The sequence below is a fragment of the Acinetobacter lactucae genome (genome assembly GCF_013122135.1).
GTDB classification, from domain to species: domain Bacteria; phylum Pseudomonadota; class Gammaproteobacteria; order Pseudomonadales; family Moraxellaceae; genus Acinetobacter; species Acinetobacter lactucae.
Window position 1 is genome coordinate 2086966 of the sequence record NZ_CP053391.1, and the last position, 19318, is coordinate 2106283.

Sequence of the window (19318 nt, forward strand, 5' to 3'; positions counted from 1 at the left end):
ATTAATTATTTGAGTAGGTATGGGATATTTACTTTAACTGCATCTGTTGGGCAGTCTTTTTCACACGGCATGCAGTACCAACATTCATCAAACTGCATGAAAGCTTTCTGAGTTGTTGGATCGATAGCCAATAAATCCATTGGACAAACATCTACACAGACTGTGCATCCTTTATCAGCAATACATTTATCTTCGTCGATAATGACGGGTGCGACAGTACGGTGCTGTACTTCTTTAAAAATAAAAGCCATGATTTGAATTCCTGATTTATTTAGTCTGCTAGAGCAACGTCTTTTTGAATACGTAAACGGTCATAAGACACAGCTTCATCTTGATTAATCGAAACTACATAAGGCTCGATTGTTTTTTTGAAACTGATCATGTTGCCCTGTTCATCTTTTTTCAAATGCGCGTGACAGAACCAATCTGAGTTATTTTTTTGAGGGAAATCTGCTCTATAGTGGTACAGTCCCCAGCGGCTTTCTTCTCTAAACAGTGAGGCTCTGGCTGCCATTTCCGCACAGTCTCGAATAAAAGAAACTTCAGCAGCACGCATCAGCTCATGCGGGTTTCTTGCAGAGATTCGCTTAATATCCTGTTTGATTTCTTCAAAACGCTTGAGCCCAATTTCCATTTTTTGACGTGTTTTAGGCGGCTGCAAATAGTCATTTACAAAACGGCGCAGCTTATATTCCACTTGTTCTGGAGGTAAACCTTCTGAGCAATCTAGTGGCGCAAATACTCGAGCTTTTTCTGCTTCTATTTCGCTTTGGTTTAATTCGCTATCTTCAACTACATTCACATATTGCGCGGCATTTACACCTGCAAACCAACCATAGGTAAATGCACCAAGCATATAGTTATGAGGTACAGCCGCCATATCGCCAGCGCTGTATAAGCCTTTAACTGAAGTTTCGGCTTTTTCATTGACCCATACGCCAGAAGCACTGTGTCCGCTACAGAAACCAATTTCTGAAATATGCATTTCCACCATATCTTGACGATAATTAGTTCCTCGGCCTTCATGAAAACGTCCACGGCTTGGGCGCTCATTGGTATGCAATATTTCTTCAATAGTCTGAATCGTTTCTTCAGCCAAATGATCTACTTTTAAATAAACAGGACCATTACCACTTTCCAGTTCTTGATAAAACTCCCACATCATTTGACCACTCCAGTAGTCACATTCAATGAAACGTTCACCTTTACTGTTGGCGGTGTAACCTCCTAAAGGACCGGTCACATAGGCACACGCCGGTCCGTTATAGTCTTTAATCAGTGGATTAATCTGGAAGCACTCTAAATTGGCAAGCTCTGCACCTGCATGGTATGCCATTGCATAGCCGTCACCTGCATTGGTTGGGTTTTCATAAGTACCCATTAAGTAGCCAGAAGCTGGCAGACCTAAACGCCCTGCGGCACCACAACATAAAATGGCAGCTTTAGTTTTAATGACATAGAAATCACCACTACGACAGTCAAAACCAAGTACTCCATTGATTGCACCTTGCTCATTTTTTAAAAGCTTTGTGGTGACAATCCGATTATTAATTTTGACTTGAGCACGCTTTAACTGGCGATATAAAACTTTTTTAACATCATGGCCTTCAGGCATTGGTAAAACATATGCCCCCATATGGTGTACTTTTTTTACTGCAAATTCACCTGTCTCATCTTTTTCAAACTTAATGCCCCATTGATCGAGTTGTTGAATGGTTTTGAAACTATGCTTTGCATATGCATATACAGTGGTTTGATTAACCACTCCATCATTGGCAATGGTAATTTCTTTGGTGTATTGCTCGGGTGTTGCGTAGCCCGGAATAACCGCATTATTCAGCCCATCCATTCCCATTGAAATCGCCCCACTGCGTTTTACATTCGCTTTTTCAATGAGCAAGACTTTTAAATTCGGGTTTTCTTGTTTTGCTTTAATCGCAGCCATTGGTCCAGCAGTTCCACCACCAATCACCACAATATCGAACTCAAGATATTTAGTTTCCATTGAATATTCCTTATTTTTATCTGAGTTATTAACGATGAATACGTAAACGGTACTGGAAGGTATCGCCCGAAAAATAGAGATATTCATAGTCAATCGGTTGGCCATTTGCGTCATGAGTCAAACGTTCAACTCGTAATACAGGAGTTCCGATTTCGACTTGCAGCAAATCCGCTAATTCTTCATCCGCCACCGTGGCATCAATACTTAAATCCGCATGTCCCAAAGGAATGTCGCACTCTTGTTCTAACGCCTTGAAAATATCGGTTGTACGTAAATCAATTGCTTTCTCTTTGAGTTTTAAACCAATATGTTCTGGCAAATAAGTCAACTCATAAGAAACAGGCTGACGGTTTAGCAAACGAACACGTTGAATTTCATACACATTCGCTTTAACAGGTAACTTTAATTTGGGTACGACGTGCATTGGGATTTGCTTAAGCTCGGCCGAGATGACACGGTTTAAAATTTCGTGACCTGCAGATGACATTGCTTCTGCAAAACCTTGCAAACTTGAAATGTTCTGGAATGTTTTTGGCTTACTTACAAAGGTTCCTTTACCAGGTACCTTAAAAATATAACCTTCCAACTGTAATTGGTTGAGTGCTTGACGAACTGTGATTCGACTTACACCGAACTGTTCAGCAAACTCGTTTTCAGAGGGAATTTGACTCAGCACGGCATATTCACCATTTACAATTTTGTTCAGGATGAGTTCCCTTAACTGATCGTAAAGAGGTTTATGATTTTTGGTATCTTGGGGTAGCTGGCTCACGGCTCACAACCTGTTATAACAACTTGAGCAAATAATGTTTAAAATGTTTCAGCTTTGGAAATAATTTAAAGCGATAACTTTAGTTAAAAAAATAATTTCAATTAATATCATCAGCTTAATAGGTAGTTATCTATAAAAAATTAATGATTATCATAAAAAATACATTTGTGTTTGTTATGCTATAAAACATACTCCGTCATACCATAAATGCAGAAATTAATATTATTTTTTAGGGGATAATATGCAACAAAAACAACAAAATACCCCTGATGATTCAGTGGAACAAGTCACCTTCTGGCAAGCCTTTTTATTTTGGCTCAAGCTTGGCTTTATTAGTTTTGGGGGGCCAGCTGGACAAATCGCTGTGATGCATCAGGAACTGGTTGAGCAAAAACGCTGGATATCCGAAAAAAGATTTTTGCACGCACTTAACTATTGCATGTTGTTACCCGGTCCTGAAGCACAGCAGCTAGCAACTTACATTGGTTGGCTTATGCATAGAACTGCTGGAGGATTAGTTGCAGGTATTCTATTTGTATTGCCATCCTTATTTATTTTAATTGCGCTGTCTTGGGTTTATATAAAATTTGGAGATGTGCCTGCTATCGCAGGTATTTTCTACGGGATTAAACCTGCTGTTACTGCAATTGTCTTTCATGCAACTTACCGTATTGGTAGCCGTTCACTTAAAAATAAATTTTTATGGTTAGTCGCAATTGCTGCGTTTTTTGCCATTTTTGTCTTAAAGCTTCCTTTCCCGCTTATTGTTTTATCAGCTGGTATTGCTGGCTATTTAGCGAGTAAAAAGTACCCAGAACTATTTTCCTCACCAGTTGGGCATAAAACCAGTCAAAAAGATTATGGCCCGGCATTTATTGATGATGAGACTCCAACACCAGAACACGCTAAATTTCATTGGTTGCGATTAGCTAAACTTATTTTTGTGGCAATCGTTTTATGGTTATTGCCAATTTTAGCTTTGGGTGCATATTTTGGATGGCATCATTCTTATACTCAAATGGCATGGTTTTTTACTAAAGCTGCACTGCTCACTTTTGGAGGTGCTTATGCAGTTTTACCTTATGTCTATCAAGGGGCTGTAAATCATTTTGGATGGCTTTCACCTACCCAAATGATTGATGGTTTGGCTTTAGGTGAAACTACACCAGGACCTTTAATTATGGTTGTGGCCTTTGTTGGTTTTTTAGGAGGTGTCAATCATTCATTACTTGGCTCTGAGTATCTATTTTTTGCCGGAGCACTAGGAGCTGTCATTGTCACTTGGTTTACCTTCCTTTTTTCATTTGTCTTTATTTTTGCTGGTGCACCGATTATTGAATCTACTCATAATGAAATTAAGTTTACCGCACTACTGACTGCGATTACCGCTGCTGTGGTTGGTGTCATTTTAAATCTAGCATTATTTTTTAGTTATCACGTGTTATGGCCACAGGGCTTTTCAGGACACTTTGATGCTGTCGCAGCCATTATTACTGTGGCTGCATTCATTGCTTTATTCCGCTTTAATATTAACGTGCTGTATGTGATTTTTGGATCAGCATTGGTTGGACTAGCCATCACTTTCTTTTAGTTCTTTATTGATTTAACTTTTTAATTACCCATAAACATAGCCGAACAATAATATTACTGTTCGGCTGTTTATACTTTTAACCCGCTAACTGTGCAATTTGAGCTGCTGCATTATCTAATGCCGCCTGACGTGCTTCCTGCCCCAAACCAATACCTTCTGCACGCACAAAAGTAATATCAGTCACACCAATAAAATTGAAAAACGCTTTGATATAAGTTTCTTGATAGTCTAAAACTTCGGCTGGTGAACCTGCCGAGTACACTCCGCCACGCGAAGAAGCAATAATGATGCGTTTTCCTTTTACTAAACCTTCAGGACCGTTTTCGGTATAACGGAATGTTTTTCCAGCAATAGATAGTCGGTCAAGCCACGCTTTTAACTGTGATGGAAAGCTAAAGTTATACATAGGTGCGCCAATCACAACGATATCTGACGATAAGAACTCGTCCAAATATTGGCTGTTTCGTGCAACACGTAGTTGTGCTGTTTCATTATTAGGTTCAACACCTTGCCATGCCAAAAACTCGGCATCGGATAAATGAGGAATTGGTTCTAAAGCAAAATCGTGATGAATAATTTCTGCATCTGGATAAGCTGCGCTGAGCTGACGAATAACAGATGAGGTGAGTTGGCGGCTAACAGACTGTTCACCTAAAATACTTGTGTCAATTTAAAGTAGTTTCATCGTTTATACCTACAGTATAAAATTGTTACTTGAACTAATTATGTTACTACTATTATTCTTATGTACAAGAAGGCACATTTAGGGAACCAAGTAATATGACTGTAACCATACCTCACGATATCCAAAGTTCAGATTGTCAAAGAGTCAGTCAAGTATTGGCTAGAGTTGGCGAGAAATGGAGTATACTCATTGTAATGACACTTGCATCACGTTCTCATCGCTTTTCTGAAATTAAAAGAAGTATCAATGGAATATCGCAGCGTATGCTTACCTTATGTTTGCGCGGTTTAGAAAGAGATGGATTAGTTAAACGTACTGTTTATCCTGTAGTTCCACCGCATGTTGAATATGAATTAACACCACTGGGCCATTCACTTACAGAACCTGTAATTGCTTTAGGCCAATGGGCGCAGCAGCATATTGCAGATATTGATGCGGCAAGAGCAGCATTTGATGCAGCTCAGGAGAAACCAATTACATTAGATACTTAACGTAACTGCGAAGGACTCATGCCATAAAACTGTTTAAAGCGATGACTTAAATGGCTTGCTGAACTAAACCCACATACTAGGGCAATATCTTGCAAAGAAAGCTGAGATGATTGAATTAAACCTTTTGCCTTGGTTAAGCGTCTTTGCATGACATATTGGTGAGGCGCCATATTCATGGATTGTTTAAACATATGAGCAAAATGATATTCGCTTAAATTCACAACATTTGCTAAATCAGACAAAGTGAGTGCTTGATCTAAATGCCCTTCAATCCAGTCTTGAATATATTTGAGTTTATGAGGCGCCAGCCCACCTTTAATGACAGGTTGTTGCCACTTCACGTTGCTATATCTTCGAATTAAATGATTCAGCAATAAGCTGGCAGTGGTACTCATTTGTAAATGGTTTGCTGAATCTTTCCATTCACAATCTAGTAAGAAGAACTGATAAAGCGCTCGGATCCTTTCATCATCATTAAAAACGACTTCATTCAATTCAATTTGATTGGGTTCTTTGTCCCATATTTTTTCAGCAACATCACGCAAATGTTGATCGGTATAATACAAGTGGACAAATTTAAGCCCACCTCGTATATCCCAAGTCGACTCCTGATGTTCAGGCAATAAGCAAAAACGACCCGGCCCACCGCCATTTTTCCAGCCCGCAGGTGTTTTTTGATAGCTTTCATAGCCATCTTGAATATACAGACTTAAAGTGTGGTGATCGCTACAGACACTTACACGATCTTGCTGATTAGACCAAAATGCAAGTTGCATATTTTCATCAAGCACCACCGTTTCGTGAAGCTTGGCTTTAGATTGCTGTAGCTGTTCTAAAGTTTGATAGGCCATGCAAAATTAAAACGAATCTCATTGAGCTTAAGTTAACCATATTCAGCAAAATTGAGCTAGTTTAGTTCTATAAAAAACGCAAGATCTTGCATGTAGAACACAAGAATATATACGTGAAAAATGAAGCATTCCTAAATACTTAAGCTTGGTAATCGAGGATGAACTTATGAATATTTTACTCTATGTTGCGGTGGTGTTGATTTGGGGAACAACATGGATTGGAATTGCCGTTCAGAGCCATTATGCAACACCTGTCGTCGCAATTTTATGGCGTTTTGCCATTTCAGCCTTATTACTTTGGGTTGTTTTACTATTTTCAGGAAAATTACAACGAATTGCATTAAAAGACCATTTGTTTTGTATGTTGCAAGGACTCTGTGTTTTCGGCCTAAACTTTATTTGTTTTTATACCGCAGTTAAATATGTAAACAGCGGTTTAGAGTCTGTGATCTTTTCGATGGCTGTTTTCTTTAATGCCATTAATGCCCTTATCTTTTTTAAGCAAAAACCTTCACCAAATTTTGCCCCAGCTGCAATTCTAGGACTCATAGGTATTGTTTTACTGTTCTGGCATGACCTTGTTAATAGTCAGTTTAATGCACAGTTACTAATGGGTATCGGTCTATGTGCAATAGGCACTTACGGTTTTTCTTTAGGAAATATGATTAGTGTTAGACACCAAAAACGTGGTCTAAATATCTTTTCAACCAATTGTTATGCCATGACTTATGGTGCATTGGTGATGTTAAGTCTAGCTTTATTTACAGGCCAAGATCTAATGCCTCCAATGAATTTCCCATTTTTAAGTTCGGTACTTTACTTGGCTGTATTTGGTACGGTTATTGGGTTCTCTGCTTACTTTTCTCTTGTTGGACGAATTGGCGCAGCCAAAGCAGCCTATAGCACATTGCTCTTCCCGTTAGTTGCTCTAACAGTTTCTACTTTCTTTGAAGGATATGTATGGACTTTAAATGCTGTATTTGGAATTTTATTAATTTTACTGGGTAACTACTTAATGTTTAGTAAGTTTGAAATTGGAAAAAAGTTATTTAACAGTCAAAAAAATTATGAGAAGCAGGCATAAAAGCCTGCTTTTTTATAAGTAATAATTCATCTCTAGTAGCCCGTTTTAAGCATCAACTCGAAATCTTTTAAAGCTGCAGCTGCCGTAGCTAAAGGCGCAGAAGCCCCTCCACTGACCACAAATTCCCCCATTTCTTGCGTTAACACCCGAATGCACTTATTAGAACCTTGTAGATGAGCAAAAGGATGATGTGCTGGAACTAATCTTAATTCAATACCTGTTTGAATTTGCTGATTTTGAATATGAATAAAACCGACCAGACGAGGAATTAAATTTTCTTTTTTCCAACCACGAATATGTTCGGCCGTAACATGACTGATTCCTTGTCTTGGAATATCCTGAATTTTTATATTAGTGCTTAAAACAGTATTAGCTAATATGGTAATTTTGGCAGCAGTATCCCATCCATCTACATCAAAAGAGCTGTCAGGTTCCGCAATACCTTTTGCTTGAGCTTTTTCAAGAGATTCTGTAAATGTGCACCCGTGTTGCAACATATCATTTAAAATAAAATTTGTGGTGCCTGTAAAAACACCTTCTATTTCTAAAATTTGACAGCCTGCTAAGTTATATTCAAACAAATCAACAGTTGGTAACGCAGCAGCTGTCGCACCGCTAAAAAATAGTTTTTTATTGTGCTGATGTGCCAAGTTAACTAATTTTTTACCATCTACGACTAAAGCACCTTTAGATACCGCAATAGCATGCATGTTATGTGTTAAAGCATAATTTAAATAAAATAGGCCTTTTCCACCTGTCACATAGTCACTTGGCCCTGCCTCAATAATGACATCTGCTTGAACCTGTTCTAAAAATTTTTGCTCTGTTAGGCTTAGTTGATATTGTGTTTTATCTAACCATTTATCAGCTTGTAAACCTTCTTGATTAATTAAACCTGATGATGAGTTACAGACACCCACTAAACGGGCATCGATTTGATATTTTTGTTGATAATATGCCGATCGATTTGAAAGAAGCTCTGCAATTTGTTGCCCAATACGTCCAAAACCACAAATTGCCACGTTAACTCGCTTCATTTCGCTTTCTCAAAAATTTAAATGGTTTAAATCAATTTTCCCAAGATAATTTTAACATCTCATCTTTGGAAAATTGCTATTTATAGAGAAGGTTAAAATACTATATCGTTTAGATATTTGTTAGATTAACAATTTTAATGACCATATAAATTGCGACAGCAAAAACCATTAAAGCAAAGACTTTTTGCACGATTGCAGACGGAATAAAACGAATAGCTCTGCGTCCTAATAACATACCGAATGCACATGCGAGCGAAAACGCACTGGTAATGGCTACAGGATAATGGAAACCCTCTGCAATATGCATTACAATACTCATTCCACTAATGAGAAAAATAATCATAAGTGATGTTGCAACAATGCTATGCATATCCAAATTTGTGACTTTTCTAAGCGCTGGCACAATTACAAAACCGCCACCAACACCGAGCATACCAGTTAAAAGCCCAGCAATAATTCCTATACTTGCAAGAACGCTACCTGTTTTAAAATTCCAGATAAAGCGTCCCGTACTTGGGTTGACCTGACACGGCGGGTTATGAAAATCTGAAACTCTATTATTAATAAGTCGATAACCCACAGTAAACATGACCAAGCTAAACATTAACATGAGCCAGACAGGTGAAATCGTGTTGGCTATTAAAATGCCGATATGTGCCATAGGGGCACCAATTAAAGCAATCCAGATTGCAGCACGATAACGAACTATTTTTTTAAATAAACCTTCAATGGTGCCAATGAGTGTAGATAGAGCAACTGCCAATAATCCAATCGGCGCAGCTTGTGCCACACTCCAACCTTGACTGGTCATGAGCGCAGGTACGGCAAGAATACCGCCACCTGCACCGGTAAGACCAAGTAAAAAGCCAATCACAATGCCTTCAACGACAAGTAATAACATATCAAAAGCCTAAAATTGCATATACATCGTTTGCAGTAGACTGCTGGTTAATGAGTGAGTAGATCTCGCCTTCTTGCGAAGCTTTAGTCGCTTCTCAGGACAAAGCGTTGCTTTGTTTACCCTCTTAACTCGAACATAGTTCTCGTCTTCTTGCGAAGCTTCAACCGCTTCTCAGGGTAAAGATTATTAATCTTTACTTATCCTCGCTCAGGTTTGACCATCCATTCGCGGCCTTTGAGCATGCCTTGCCAGTAAATTGGCGGTAAAATCTGTTCTTTAAGCAACCATGCTAAACGTGATGGTTTTTGCCCATCGATTACCCATTTCGGGAAACTAGGAAGTAGTTTGCCGCCGTAACCAAACTCAGCTAGAACGATTTTTCCACGCTCTACAGTCAGTGGACACGAGCCATAGCCGTTATATTCACAAAAGTTCTGCTCACCTTTTAGTTTCGCAAGAACATTCACAGCGACAATTGGAGCTTGAGCGCGTGCTGCTGCAGCAGTTTTGGCATTAGGCGCATTCATCACGTCGCCTAAAGCAAAAATATTGGCATGTTCTGTGTGTTGTAAAGTTTGAGGATTCACACTGACCCAGCCTGCTTCATCAGTAAGAGTACTGGCACGAATAAAGTCTGGGGCTTGTTGCGGTGGAACAACATGCATCATGTCAAAATCTGTTTCGACCAATGCTGCATTTTCATCGTTCAATACCTTAAACCATGCTTTTTTTGCAGGCCCATCTACTTTGACAAGTTGATGATTAAAGTGCAGTTCAGAACCATATTTTTCGACATATTGCATTAGTGCAGGTACATATTCCTTCACACCAAATAAAACAGCACCAGTGTTATAAAAATGGATAGAGATATCTTTAAGTTTGCCTTGCTTTAACCAGTGGTCGGCTGAAAGATACATTGCTTTTTGAGGAGCACCCGCACATTTAATCGGCATAGGTGGTTGGGTAAAGATCGCCTTTCCACCGTTTAGTTGTTGTACCAGTTGCCATGTATAAGGTGCCAAGTCATAGCGATAGTTAGACGTCACCCCATTTTTACCAAGGGTTTCGACTAAACCTTCAATCCCATGCCAATTCAGTTTTAAACCGGGACATACGACCAACGCTTTATATTGAATGGGTTGGCATCCTTCCAGAATCACCTGATTGTGCTCAGGGTCGAATCCAGCAACCGCAGCTTTCATCCATTTAACTTTTGATGGAATCACACTTGCCATTGAGCGTGCTGTTACTTGCGGCTTAAAAATACCAGCCCCTACCATGGTCCAGCCGGGTTGATAATAATGCGTATCTGCTGGATCAATAATGACAATATCTAAGTTCGGTTCACGGCATAAGAGACTAGACGCTACAGAAATTCCAGCTGCACCAGCCCCCACAATCACAACGCTATAGCAAGGAATCGTTGCCGGTTCATGATCACGTTTTAAAATACGTGGCACTAAGCCTTTCAAGTTAAAACCAAGTTTGTTACCCGCTTCAACTAACAGTGCTGCATCTGATGGAGCAACTTCAGCCAAAGCCCATAAACTAATCGCGCGCATACCAGAACGGCAATATGCTAAAACAGGTTTCTGGGCATTCTGATAAAGCTGCTTAAACTCGGTAACTTGCTGATCGGTAATTTTGCCACTGGTAACAGGCTGATAGATTACGTTTAGGCCATGTCGCTGAGCTGCTTCTTCAATTTCAATCACATTAGGTTGATCTGCACCTTCTCCGTCTGGACGGTTACATATTAGAGTTTTTATTCCTTGGTCTGCAATTTTTGCGACATCATCGGCAGTAATCTGGCCCGCAACATAAAATTCTTGATTAACTCGTTTAAGTTCCATATTGCCACCTTATGATTGTGAAGTTGAACCACAGGCCTGATTGGCAGGTAGTGCTTTATCGATTTGTTTAGGATATGGCAGATTTAGGTTATTCATTAATTTAATAAAATCTTCGCGCGAGCGATTCTGACCTAGACGTGAATTTTTTAAACGTTCATAACCAATCGTTGAAGACAAACGACCCTTATAGTCGTGTCCAGGATATACAATAGTGCTGTCAGGTAGGCTGAAAAGTTGCTTATGAATACTGTCATAAAGTGTGCCTGCATTACCTTGTTGAAAGTCAGTTCGACCGCAACCGTCAATTAATAATGCATCGCCAGTGAAAACTATATTTCCTACCAGATAACTTGTACAAGCATTGGTATGACCTGGTGTATAGCGCGCTTCAATACTGAGATTACCGACTTTAAGCATGCAACCATCAGTGATTAAAATATCTCCACAACTTACATCTGAGTTTCGGTGTAAAACCGATTTGCAATGGAAACGTTCACGAAGCAAATTCGCAGCAGTAATATGGTCTGCATGAACATGTGTATCTAATGTATAGATGAGCGTAAATTGATGTTGCTCTAATTCTTTTGCATAAATTTCTATATCTGATGCGACTGGATCAATTAAAACCGCCTCTCGTGTTTCTTCACACCCAAGCATATATGTATAAGTCGAACTTTCCTGCTCAAAAAACTGTTTAAAGAACATGATTTATACCTTAATAATTTATTTCTTTCCTATATTTTGCAAATAAGGTGCCAATTATTTAAAATTTAATAATAAATATAAAAATCAATAAATTAAATTAATTAATAAAATTAAAATATGAAGATGAACTGAGCTTGATGTTCCCTTGAAACTCAAGTATGTTTCAATGAAACGATTGTGAAACACATGAAATGGCAAAGTTAAATTTTGAGTCAGAACAAGATTTTTATATATTATTTGAGCAACTTAAGGCTTTATTTCCAAATGCAAGTCTGTTTTTAGCAGACACAACGACTCACGCCATTCACTATAAATTTAATACAGACGATATTTCTGTTGAGAGCATGGCAGCGCTTACTCAAGATCATCACAATCAATATCTTGAGATCAATACTCCTAAAATAAGAAAGCGATTTATCTATCAAGAACATGATATTTATATTACCGAGCATCGCATTATCGGGAAATTGCATATTCTACAGCCAGTTGGCACAGAAAATGATATTGCTGGTCAATCAACGCTAACAGAACAATTACAGGACTTAGCCAAGGTTTTTAACAGTTGCTCACCAGAAATGGCTCGTATGTTTTCCATCATTCAAAGAGTAGCAATTACTGAGTTTCCAGTGCTCGTCCGCGGTGAGTCTGGTAGTGGTAAGGAACTGGTGGCAAAAGCAATTCATGATTATAGCCAGCGTAAAAATAAGATTTTTGTGGCAATTAATTGTGCGGCCCTCAATGCCAATATTTTAGAAAGTGAACTTTTTGGACACGTGAAAGGCGCTTTTACAGGAGCAATTCGTGACCATAAAGGCGTGTTTGAACGTGCCGCTGGTGGGACGCTTTTTCTGGATGAAATTGCTGAGATTCCTTTAGAGCTTCAGGCTAAATTATTACGGGTGTTAGAAACAAGTGAATTTACCCCTGTGGGTGGTGAAAAACCGATTCAGGCCAATGTCCGAATTATTACAGCAACACATAAAGCTTTACGCGAAGAGGCTAAGGCTGGACGTTTCCGCCACGATTTGCTCTACCGTTTACGCGTAATTCCAATTTTTATACCACCACTCAGAGAGCGTAAAGTCGATATTCCTCTTATTGGCGATCAGATTTTAAAAGAGAGCTCCACTCAACTCGACACAATGCCGCGTCATGTCAATCAAAAAGCCATGCAAGTTTTATTGAACTATGACTGGCCGGGAAATGTTCGTGAGCTTAAAAATACATTGCTTTATGCTTTAACCATGGCAAATGGTAAAGACGAAATTGAAGTTGAAGACTTACCAAATGAACTATTAGATGCAGACGAATACGTTAAATTACCTGAAAATAATGCAGAACTTACACCTGAAAATGTACAAGCCGCTTTAGAAAAATATAACCATAACTTAAATATGGTCGCGAATATTTTTGGTATTAGCCGCACTACTCTTTGGCGATATAGACAAAAGCATAAGCTTTAGCTAGGTATTTAGCTCGTCTAAGGCGTATCATATTGCACTTGGTTAGGTTCATTAGTTCAAAGGCTTTATATGATTGTCCGTGATAAAAGCAATGTATTTAAATTATTATTTGCTTGGAAAGGAACAATTTTGCCGAAGGTCTTGCCTGCACTGAGCATTGTTATTCTGATCTCAGCATTTGTTGTTTTTCTTTCTTATTATCATTGGATTCAAATCCCTACCGTACCTGCAATTGGTTTTACAATCTTCGGTGTGATTCTGTCAATTTGTACGGGTTTTAGAAATAGCGCGTGTTATGACCGATGGTGGGAAGGTCGCAAACTTTGGGGTGCGCTAATTGCCAATGCCAGACATATCGTTAGAGATAGCCATGTTCTATCGAATGAACAGCGTGAACATTTAATTCATCAAGTCCTAATTTTTAGTAATTTATTGCGTGATCGACTGCGTCAACAAACAGTTGAACCCACCAAATTTCTTGAACATGCCTATTTAACGAACTCTTCACTTAATTATTTAAATGAGCATATTAATGCACCACAATTTGTACTCGAAAACATTCAAAAAGATTTAGTTAAAATACTAAAAGATGGTGAAATTAGTGACATTATCTATAGCACCTTAAATCGACATATTGTTGAGTTAGGCAATATCCAAGCAGGTTGTGATCGTATTGCTGGGACACCTTTACCCTATTCATATTCAGTACTTTTGCACCGTGCCGTTTACTGCTTCTGTTTCATATTACCATTTAGCCTTGAAGCAGCTTTGGGCATCTGGACACCGCTTATTGTCGGCTTAATCGCTTATATGTTTTTAGGTTTAGATGCCTTAAGTGCTCAAATTGAAGAACCTTTTGGTTTGCAAGAAAATGATTTACCGCTCGATTCAATTGTACGTTTGATTGAGCGAGAGTCTCTAAGCTCTTTAGGACAACCATTACCGCCTATTATTGAAGCCCAAGACAACAATTTACTTTAATAAAAAAAGAGCGAATCATCGCTCTTTTTTATAGGTTTGAGTATCTATTTAGGGCTGTACGATAATCTTAACGGCTGACTCATTGTTATGAATTAAGGTTTCAAAACCTTGTGAAATCAAATCATCAAGTTGAATACGCTGGGTAATAAAAGGTTCAAGATTTATTTTACCTTCTTCGACCAGTTTAATCGTTTCTTGATGGTCATTCACATAGGCAATCGTACCGCGTACATCAAGCTCTTTCATCACCACACTATGCACATTAATTGATGCTGGGTGGCTCCAAATCGAAACAATAACGATAACGCCTGTTGGTTTGACTGCTGCAACCAAAGTATCTAAAACTTTGTTAACGCTACTACATTCAAACGCGACATCGACGCCATCGCCATTAGTAATTTTCATGACCTCAGAAACAACATCAACTTCTGAAGGGTCTAAAATATAATCTGCGACTCCCGACTCTTTGGCTTTTTCTTTGCGTTTGGCACTTAGTTCGGTAATGATGACCTTAAGACCTTTTGCTTTTAAAATTGCTGAAAGCAACAAACCTATTGGGCCCGCACCACCTACCAGTGCAATATCACCAGCCTTTGCACCACTACGTACGAAAGCATGGTGACCCACAGATAACGGTTCAATCAAGGCCGCCTGATCTAGTGGAATTTTATTGGAAATTGGATGCACCCAACGGCGTTTAACCGCAATTTTCTCCGATAAACCACCGCCACGACCGCCTAAACCAATGAAGTTCATATTTTTAGAAAGATGGTAATTATCACCCGGTCCAGTCGGCACATCATCGGCCACAATATAAGGCTCTACGACTACATGCTGACCAATTTCAATATCATCAACACCTTCACCTACGGCATAAACCACACCTGAAAACTCATGTCCCATGGTAATCGGCGCAGATTCGCCTGAAATAGGATGCGCATGTCCACACGGTGGAATAAAAATCGGTCCTTCCATAAACTCATGCAAATCTGTACCACAGATTCCACACCAAGCTACCTTAATGCCTACAGTGCCGGGAGTGACTTCTGGTTCAGGGATATCTTCAATACGAATATCGCCTCTGTCATAAAAACGCGCTGCTTTCATTATTATCTCCCTCAAATCAGGATGTTGTTTTAGCGATAGACAATGCCACCGTCCGTTAAAATGGATTGGCCTGTAATGTAATCTGAATCTTCACTTGCCAGAAAAGCAACTAATGCAGCTACATCCTCTGGTATTTGGGCTCTACCTAAAGCAATACCTTCCACATATTTTTTATAAGTTTCACCTATAGCGGCACCGGTAATTTCAGCAAAACGTTTATCGATTTCAACCCACATGTCAGTTCCGACAATTCCGGGACAATATCCATTTACCGTAATACCGTGACTGGCATATTCTTTTGCCGCAGCTTGGGTAAGTGCTCGTACCGCAAATTTGGTTGCCGAGTAAATACCGAGTAAAGCAAACCCGTCATGGCCTGCAATTGAGCAAGCATTAATGATTTTTCCTTTATGTTGCCGTTGCTTAAATTTTGCAGCAGCAGCCTGAATGCCCCACAGTACTCCACCAATATTGATATCAACAATTTTTTGAAATTCATCAGGTGTGATATCAGCAATGGCTTGAACTTGTGCAATTCCAGCGTTATTAATCATGACATCAAATCCACCAAGAGTCTCTTCAGCATGATTTATAGCAGCATACACTTGCTCACGGTCACTTACATCAGCAATAAATATGCTCGCATTTACACCTAAACCCTGAATTTCCTGCTGCACCTCGTTCAGTCGATCTTGTTTCATATCGACTAGGGCAATATGTACACCTTCTTGCGCCAAGCGCAGGGCAATCCCACGGCCAATGCCTTGAGCTGCCCCAGTCACTAAAACGACTTTATTTTTTAATCCCTTAACCATGTTCAACTCCTGTAAATGTAGAATTTCTACATATGAATCGCTCGTTGCATTGAAGCCAGAATGGATTCATGCATGGCTTCTGATAAGGTTGGATGTGGGAAAACCACTTGAGCTAAACTTTCATCAGTTGCTTCTAGATATTTAGCAATCGCAAAGCCTTGAATGTGCTCAGTCACTTCATGACCTACCATATGTGCGCCAAGTAATTCACCCGTTTCTGCATGTATCACCGTTTTAACGAAACCTGACGCATCACCAATTGCCAAAGCTTTGCCATTTGCAGTTAAAGAAAACTTACCAATACGTATAGGTAGATTCTTAACTTTGGCCGCATTTTCTGTTAACCCAATACTCGCCACTTGTGGATGCGTAAAAATACAACCCGGGATCTGGCTACGATCGAGTGAATGTACGTTTGCTACACCAGCAATTTTCTCGACACATATCATGGCTTCATGGCTTGCTTTATGAGCGAGACACGGCGCTCCAGCCACATCACCAATGGCATAAAGTCCTGCTACGTTGGTTTTACAATAGTCATCAATTGCCACAAAACCTTGTGGATTAAGATCCACACCTAAACGTTCTAGTCCTAGTCCCGTGGTATTAGGCTGTACACCAATTGCCGACAGCACACGGTCGAAAACAATCGTTTGAACGTCATTTGCCGTTTCAATTACACAGTGGACTTGCTCATTTTCAATCTGAATACTTTGAACGACAGCATCGGTTAAGACTTTCATACCTTTTTGTTCAAATTGTTTTCTAACAAATTGAGCAACTTCCGCATCTTCAGTGGGTAAAATCTGCTTGGCTAAATCAATAAGGGTGACCTGACATCCTAAATCTTGATAAAGACTAGCAAACTCACTGCCAATCGCTCCCGAGCCTACAACCAATAAGCTTTTTGGTAATTGCTCTGGTACAAGCGCTTCTTTATAGCTCCACACGTACGTTCCATCGACAGGAAGCTGAGGAACATGTCGAGCTTTAGCTCCAGTTGCTAAAATGATGTGTGGTGCACTCAAAACCTGACTTTTACCTTGAGGATCGGTCACTTCAATTTTTTCTTTAGCCGTAAGCTGAGCACGACCATTAAATACAGTCACCTGTTTTTTTTTAAGTAAGTAATCAATACCTTGTACTAACTGAGCTGACACTTGTCGGCTATGTTGCACAAGCTTTTGAATATCAAAATCGAGTTGAGATACCTGAAAACCAAACTGTCCGGCATGTTTAAACTGAGTTGCAAGCTCTGCCCCTGCAAGCAAAGCTTTAGTTGGAATACAGCCCCAGTTTAGGCAAATTCCGCCTAGATGTTGTTCTTCTACAATTGCGGTTTTTAACCCGAGCTGGGCTGCACGAATTGCAGCCACATACCCACCCGGTCCCGCGCCAATCACAATTAAATCAAATTGAGCTTCTGACATGCGGGTTCTCCTACACCAAAATTAAAGCAGGGTTTTCAACAAACTGCTTAAAGCTGGCCAAGAATTTCGCTCCAACCGCACCATCAATGACTCGGTGATCGCATGACAATGTCGCAGTGACAATCTCACGAACCACTACATTGCCATTTTCAACAACAGCGCGAGATTCCGAAGCACCTAATGCCATAATTGCACCTTGCGGTGGATTAATAATGGCGTCGAACTGTTTAATGCCTAACATTCCTAAATTTGAAATGCTAAAACTGCCGCCTTGAAACTCATCAGGTTGTAACTTGCCAGTCTTGGCGCGTGTTGCTAAATCACGCATGTCATCGGAAATCTGTGCTAAAGACTTCTGATTCGCCGCTTTCACAATGGGTGTAATTAAACCGTTTGGAATTGCCACAGCTACCGAAATATCTGCTTGAGAGAACTGTAAGATTGATTGAGTCGCCTCATCAAATTGAACATTCACCTCAGGTACTTTAATGAGTGCCGCTGCAGCTGCCTTAATTAACATGTCATTAATAGAAAGCTTCACTTGTGGCACAGTTTCATTAATTTGCTTACGTAGTGTTTGCATAGCTTCTACGTTTAGATCGACTACTAGGCGGAAATGCGGTGCATTACGTTTTGCAGCCTGTAGCCGTGAAGCAATCGCTTTACGCATCCCATTCATCGCCACAGTCGTAATTGTCGATTGTGGTTGAGCTGCACATTGAGCAGGTTGTTCACTTACCGACGTTGGATTATTGCGATAATAAACTGCTTCAACATCTTCTTTACAAACCCGGCCACGAGTACCTGAAACACGGCAGTCATTTAAGTTAATGCCCCATTGTTTTGCTAAACGACGTGCTACAGGCGTCGCTGAAACTCGGCTATCGTCGGCAGTAGATTTAACCACTTTAGCTTGAGTTTGCTGTTTAACGTCAGGCCACTGACCTCCAGCAGCCTGCACAGCTTTCTGGATGTCTTGAACACTAATACGTCCTTCACGGCCAGAGCCTGTGACTTTCGCTAAGTTCACATTATGTTTTTCAGCAAGTTTTAACGCATGCGGTGTTGTAAACAACTCATCAGATGTTTGATAACCTTGTAATGACTCGGGTACAGCGTAGTCACCTTTAGCAACCTTTACTGGAACTGGAGCACTTGCAGCTACAGACTGTGGTTGTTCCGCTTTTTCAGCAATAGGTGCAGATGTTTCCGCTTTACTCTGTTCCGAAGATGCTTCAGGAGCTTTAGCTGCTGAACCACCGAGTGATGCAATAAATGTTTCAATTTCTGCATCAGAAACTTCACTTTCAGCACATACCGCAATGAGACTACCGACAGGTAAAGTCTCACCATCTTTTGCTAAAATTTTACGGAGCGTTCCTGCAAAAGGCGCTTCTAATACATTGACGATTTTTGTGGTTTCAATTTCACAAATTTCATCGCCTTTATTAAAGCTATCACCTTCTTTAATCAACCATTGGGCAATCGTGCCTTCTTCCATGGATAATCCCCATTTCGGGATCTCCAGCGTTTTAATTTCGCTCATC

At 39.8% G+C, this 19318-nt stretch carries 18 protein-coding genes; 5 read left to right on the top strand and 13 right to left on the bottom strand.

The annotated features are described in order from the left end of the window. Positions 1 to 5: 5 nt before the first annotated feature. Genes HLV59_RS09665 through HLV59_RS09675 form a run of 3 tightly spaced genes read right to left on the bottom strand, consistent with a single transcriptional unit; the run spans position 6 to position 2777 of the window. Positions 6 to 251 carry a 4Fe-4S dicluster domain-containing protein gene (locus tag HLV59_RS09665; RefSeq protein WP_000864073.1) on the bottom strand — a complete coding sequence of 82 codons (246 nt, stop codon included), beginning with the start codon at positions 249 to 251 and terminating at the stop codon, positions 6 to 8. Positions 252 to 271: 20 nt separating this feature from the next. Then, a complete protein-coding gene (locus tag HLV59_RS09670) occupies positions 272 to 2005 on the bottom strand; it encodes a fumarate reductase/succinate dehydrogenase flavoprotein subunit (RefSeq protein ID WP_163119493.1) in 1734 nt (577 codons plus the stop codon). A gap of 28 nt (positions 2006 to 2033) precedes the next feature. Further along, positions 2034 to 2777, bottom strand: coding sequence for a GntR family transcriptional regulator (locus tag HLV59_RS09675; protein ID WP_163119495.1), 744 nt, complete (start codon positions 2775 to 2777; stop codon positions 2034 to 2036). Between the two features lie 241 nt (positions 2778 to 3018). On the opposite strand from HLV59_RS09675, the gene chrA reads away from it, so the two are divergent. Then, on the top strand, positions 3019 to 4368 hold the full coding sequence (gene chrA, locus HLV59_RS09680; RefSeq protein WP_171429851.1) for a chromate efflux transporter: 1350 nt from the start codon (positions 3019 to 3021) through the stop codon (positions 4366 to 4368). Positions 4369 to 4444: 76 nt separating this feature from the next. Here chrA and HLV59_RS09685 read toward each other — a convergent pair whose 3' ends face one another. After that, positions 4445 to 5038, bottom strand: a complete 594-nt coding sequence (locus HLV59_RS09685) for an FMN-dependent NADH-azoreductase (protein WP_228722000.1) — start codon at positions 5036 to 5038, stop codon at positions 4445 to 4447. Positions 5039 to 5148: 110 nt separating this feature from the next. On the opposite strand from HLV59_RS09685, the gene HLV59_RS09690 reads away from it, so the two are divergent. Beyond that, complete coding sequence (locus tag HLV59_RS09690; protein ID WP_080612851.1) at positions 5149 to 5544, top strand: winged helix-turn-helix transcriptional regulator; 396 nt, start codon at positions 5149 to 5151, stop codon at positions 5542 to 5544. Here the strand turns inward: HLV59_RS09690 and HLV59_RS09695 are convergent. Continuing rightward, entirely contained in the window at positions 5541 to 6395 is an 855-nt protein-coding gene (locus HLV59_RS09695; RefSeq protein WP_171429852.1) for a helix-turn-helix domain-containing protein, read from the bottom strand. The genes HLV59_RS09690 and HLV59_RS09695 overlap by 4 nt on opposite strands. 166 nt (positions 6396 to 6561) lie before the next feature. Here HLV59_RS09695 and HLV59_RS09700 point away from each other — a divergent pair, with 166 nt between their 5' ends. Then, positions 6562 to 7479, top strand: coding sequence for a DMT family transporter (locus tag HLV59_RS09700; RefSeq protein WP_171429853.1), 918 nt, complete (start codon positions 6562 to 6564; stop codon positions 7477 to 7479). Between the two features lie 32 nt (positions 7480 to 7511). Here HLV59_RS09700 and HLV59_RS09705 read toward each other — a convergent pair whose 3' ends face one another. The 4 genes from HLV59_RS09705 to HLV59_RS09720 form a co-directional block, all read right to left on the bottom strand. Then, entirely contained in the window at positions 7512 to 8516 is a 1005-nt protein-coding gene (locus HLV59_RS09705; protein ID WP_171429854.1) for a homoserine dehydrogenase, read from the bottom strand. A gap of 109 nt (positions 8517 to 8625) precedes the next feature. Next, a complete protein-coding gene (locus HLV59_RS09710) occupies positions 8626 to 9417 on the bottom strand; it encodes a sulfite exporter TauE/SafE family protein (RefSeq protein WP_061874659.1) in 792 nt (263 codons plus the stop codon). Between the two features lie 197 nt (positions 9418 to 9614). Beyond that, the gene (locus HLV59_RS09715) at positions 9615 to 11270 is read right to left on the bottom strand and encodes a TIGR01244 family sulfur transferase (protein ID WP_163119511.1); all 1656 of its coding nucleotides are present in this window, start codon (positions 11268 to 11270) and stop codon (positions 9615 to 9617) included. A 9-nt stretch (positions 11271 to 11279) separates the two neighbouring features. Then, the gene (locus HLV59_RS09720) at positions 11280 to 11975 is read right to left on the bottom strand and encodes an MBL fold metallo-hydrolase (protein WP_062848529.1); all 696 of its coding nucleotides are present in this window, start codon (positions 11973 to 11975) and stop codon (positions 11280 to 11282) included. A gap of 191 nt (positions 11976 to 12166) precedes the next feature. Here HLV59_RS09720 and HLV59_RS09725 point away from each other — a divergent pair, with 191 nt between their 5' ends. Both HLV59_RS09725 and HLV59_RS09730 read left to right on the top strand, forming a co-directional pair. Continuing rightward, entirely contained in the window at positions 12167 to 13438 is a 1272-nt protein-coding gene (locus tag HLV59_RS09725; protein ID WP_163119513.1) for a sigma-54 interaction domain-containing protein, read from the top strand. 69 nt (positions 13439 to 13507) lie between these two features. Continuing rightward, positions 13508 to 14419, top strand: coding sequence for a bestrophin family protein (locus HLV59_RS09730; RefSeq protein WP_057106728.1), 912 nt, complete (start codon positions 13508 to 13510; stop codon positions 14417 to 14419). Between the two features lie 48 nt (positions 14420 to 14467). On the opposite strand, the gene HLV59_RS09735 is transcribed toward HLV59_RS09730, so the two are convergent. The 4 genes from HLV59_RS09735 to HLV59_RS09750 are packed head-to-tail and all read right to left on the bottom strand — an operon-like array spanning position 14468 to position 19317. Next, positions 14468 to 15526, bottom strand: coding sequence for a 2,3-butanediol dehydrogenase (locus HLV59_RS09735; RefSeq protein WP_171429855.1), 1059 nt, complete (start codon positions 15524 to 15526; stop codon positions 14468 to 14470). A gap of 29 nt (positions 15527 to 15555) precedes the next feature. Next, positions 15556 to 16341, bottom strand: coding sequence for an acetoin reductase (locus HLV59_RS09740; protein WP_171429856.1), 786 nt, complete (start codon positions 16339 to 16341; stop codon positions 15556 to 15558). Between the two features lie 26 nt (positions 16342 to 16367). Further along, a complete protein-coding gene (gene lpdA, locus HLV59_RS09745; RefSeq protein WP_171429857.1) occupies positions 16368 to 17771 on the bottom strand; it encodes a dihydrolipoyl dehydrogenase in 1404 nt (467 codons plus the stop codon). 10 nt (positions 17772 to 17781) lie between these two features. Further along, positions 17782 to 19317 (bottom strand): 2-oxo acid dehydrogenase subunit E2, encoded by a 1536-nt coding sequence (locus tag HLV59_RS09750; protein ID WP_171429858.1) that lies wholly within the window; start codon positions 19315 to 19317, stop codon positions 17782 to 17784. Between the last annotated feature and the right edge of the window lies 1 nt (position 19318).

Bases quoted from the DNA above. Each gene is read 5' to 3' on its own strand.
- HLV59_RS09710 (WP_061874659.1), bottom strand. From the start codon at position 9,417: ATGTTATTACTTGTCGTTGAAGGCATTGTGATTGGCTTTTTACTTGGT.
- HLV59_RS09720 (WP_062848529.1), bottom strand. From the start codon at position 11,975: ATGTTCTTTAAACAGTTTTTTGAGCAGGAAAGTTCGACTTATACATAT.
- HLV59_RS09740 (WP_171429856.1), bottom strand. From the start codon at position 16,341: ATGGTTAAGGGATTAAAAAATAAAGTCGTTTTAGTGACTGGGGCAGCT.
- HLV59_RS09695 (WP_171429852.1), bottom strand. From the start codon at position 6,395: ATGGCCTATCAAACTTTAGAACAGCTACAGCAATCTAAAGCCAAGCTT.
- HLV59_RS09705 (WP_171429854.1), bottom strand. From the start codon at position 8,516: ATGAAGCGAGTTAACGTGGCAATTTGTGGTTTTGGACGTATTGGGCAA.
- HLV59_RS09725 (WP_163119513.1), top strand. From the start codon at position 12,167: ATGGCAAAGTTAAATTTTGAGTCAGAACAAGATTTTTATATATTATTT.
- lpdA (WP_171429857.1), bottom strand. From the start codon at position 17,771: ATGTCAGAAGCTCAATTTGATTTAATTGTGATTGGCGCGGGACCGGGT.
- HLV59_RS09730 (WP_057106728.1), top strand. From the start codon at position 13,508: ATGATTGTCCGTGATAAAAGCAATGTATTTAAATTATTATTTGCTTGG.
- HLV59_RS09715 (WP_163119511.1), bottom strand. From the start codon at position 11,270: ATGGAACTTAAACGAGTTAATCAAGAATTTTATGTTGCGGGCCAGATT.
- HLV59_RS09700 (WP_171429853.1), top strand. From the start codon at position 6,562: ATGAATATTTTACTCTATGTTGCGGTGGTGTTGATTTGGGGAACAACA.
- HLV59_RS09665 (WP_000864073.1), bottom strand. From the start codon at position 251: ATGGCTTTTATTTTTAAAGAAGTACAGCACCGTACTGTCGCACCCGTC.
- HLV59_RS09750 (WP_171429858.1), bottom strand. From the start codon at position 19,317: ATGAGCGAAATTAAAACGCTGGAGATCCCGAAATGGGGATTATCCATG.
- HLV59_RS09735 (WP_171429855.1), bottom strand. From the start codon at position 15,526: ATGAAAGCAGCGCGTTTTTATGACAGAGGCGATATTCGTATTGAAGAT.
- chrA (WP_171429851.1), top strand. From the start codon at position 3,019: ATGCAACAAAAACAACAAAATACCCCTGATGATTCAGTGGAACAAGTC.
- HLV59_RS09690 (WP_080612851.1), top strand. From the start codon at position 5,149: ATGACTGTAACCATACCTCACGATATCCAAAGTTCAGATTGTCAAAGA.
- HLV59_RS09670 (WP_163119493.1), bottom strand. From the start codon at position 2,005: ATGGAAACTAAATATCTTGAGTTCGATATTGTGGTGATTGGTGGTGGA.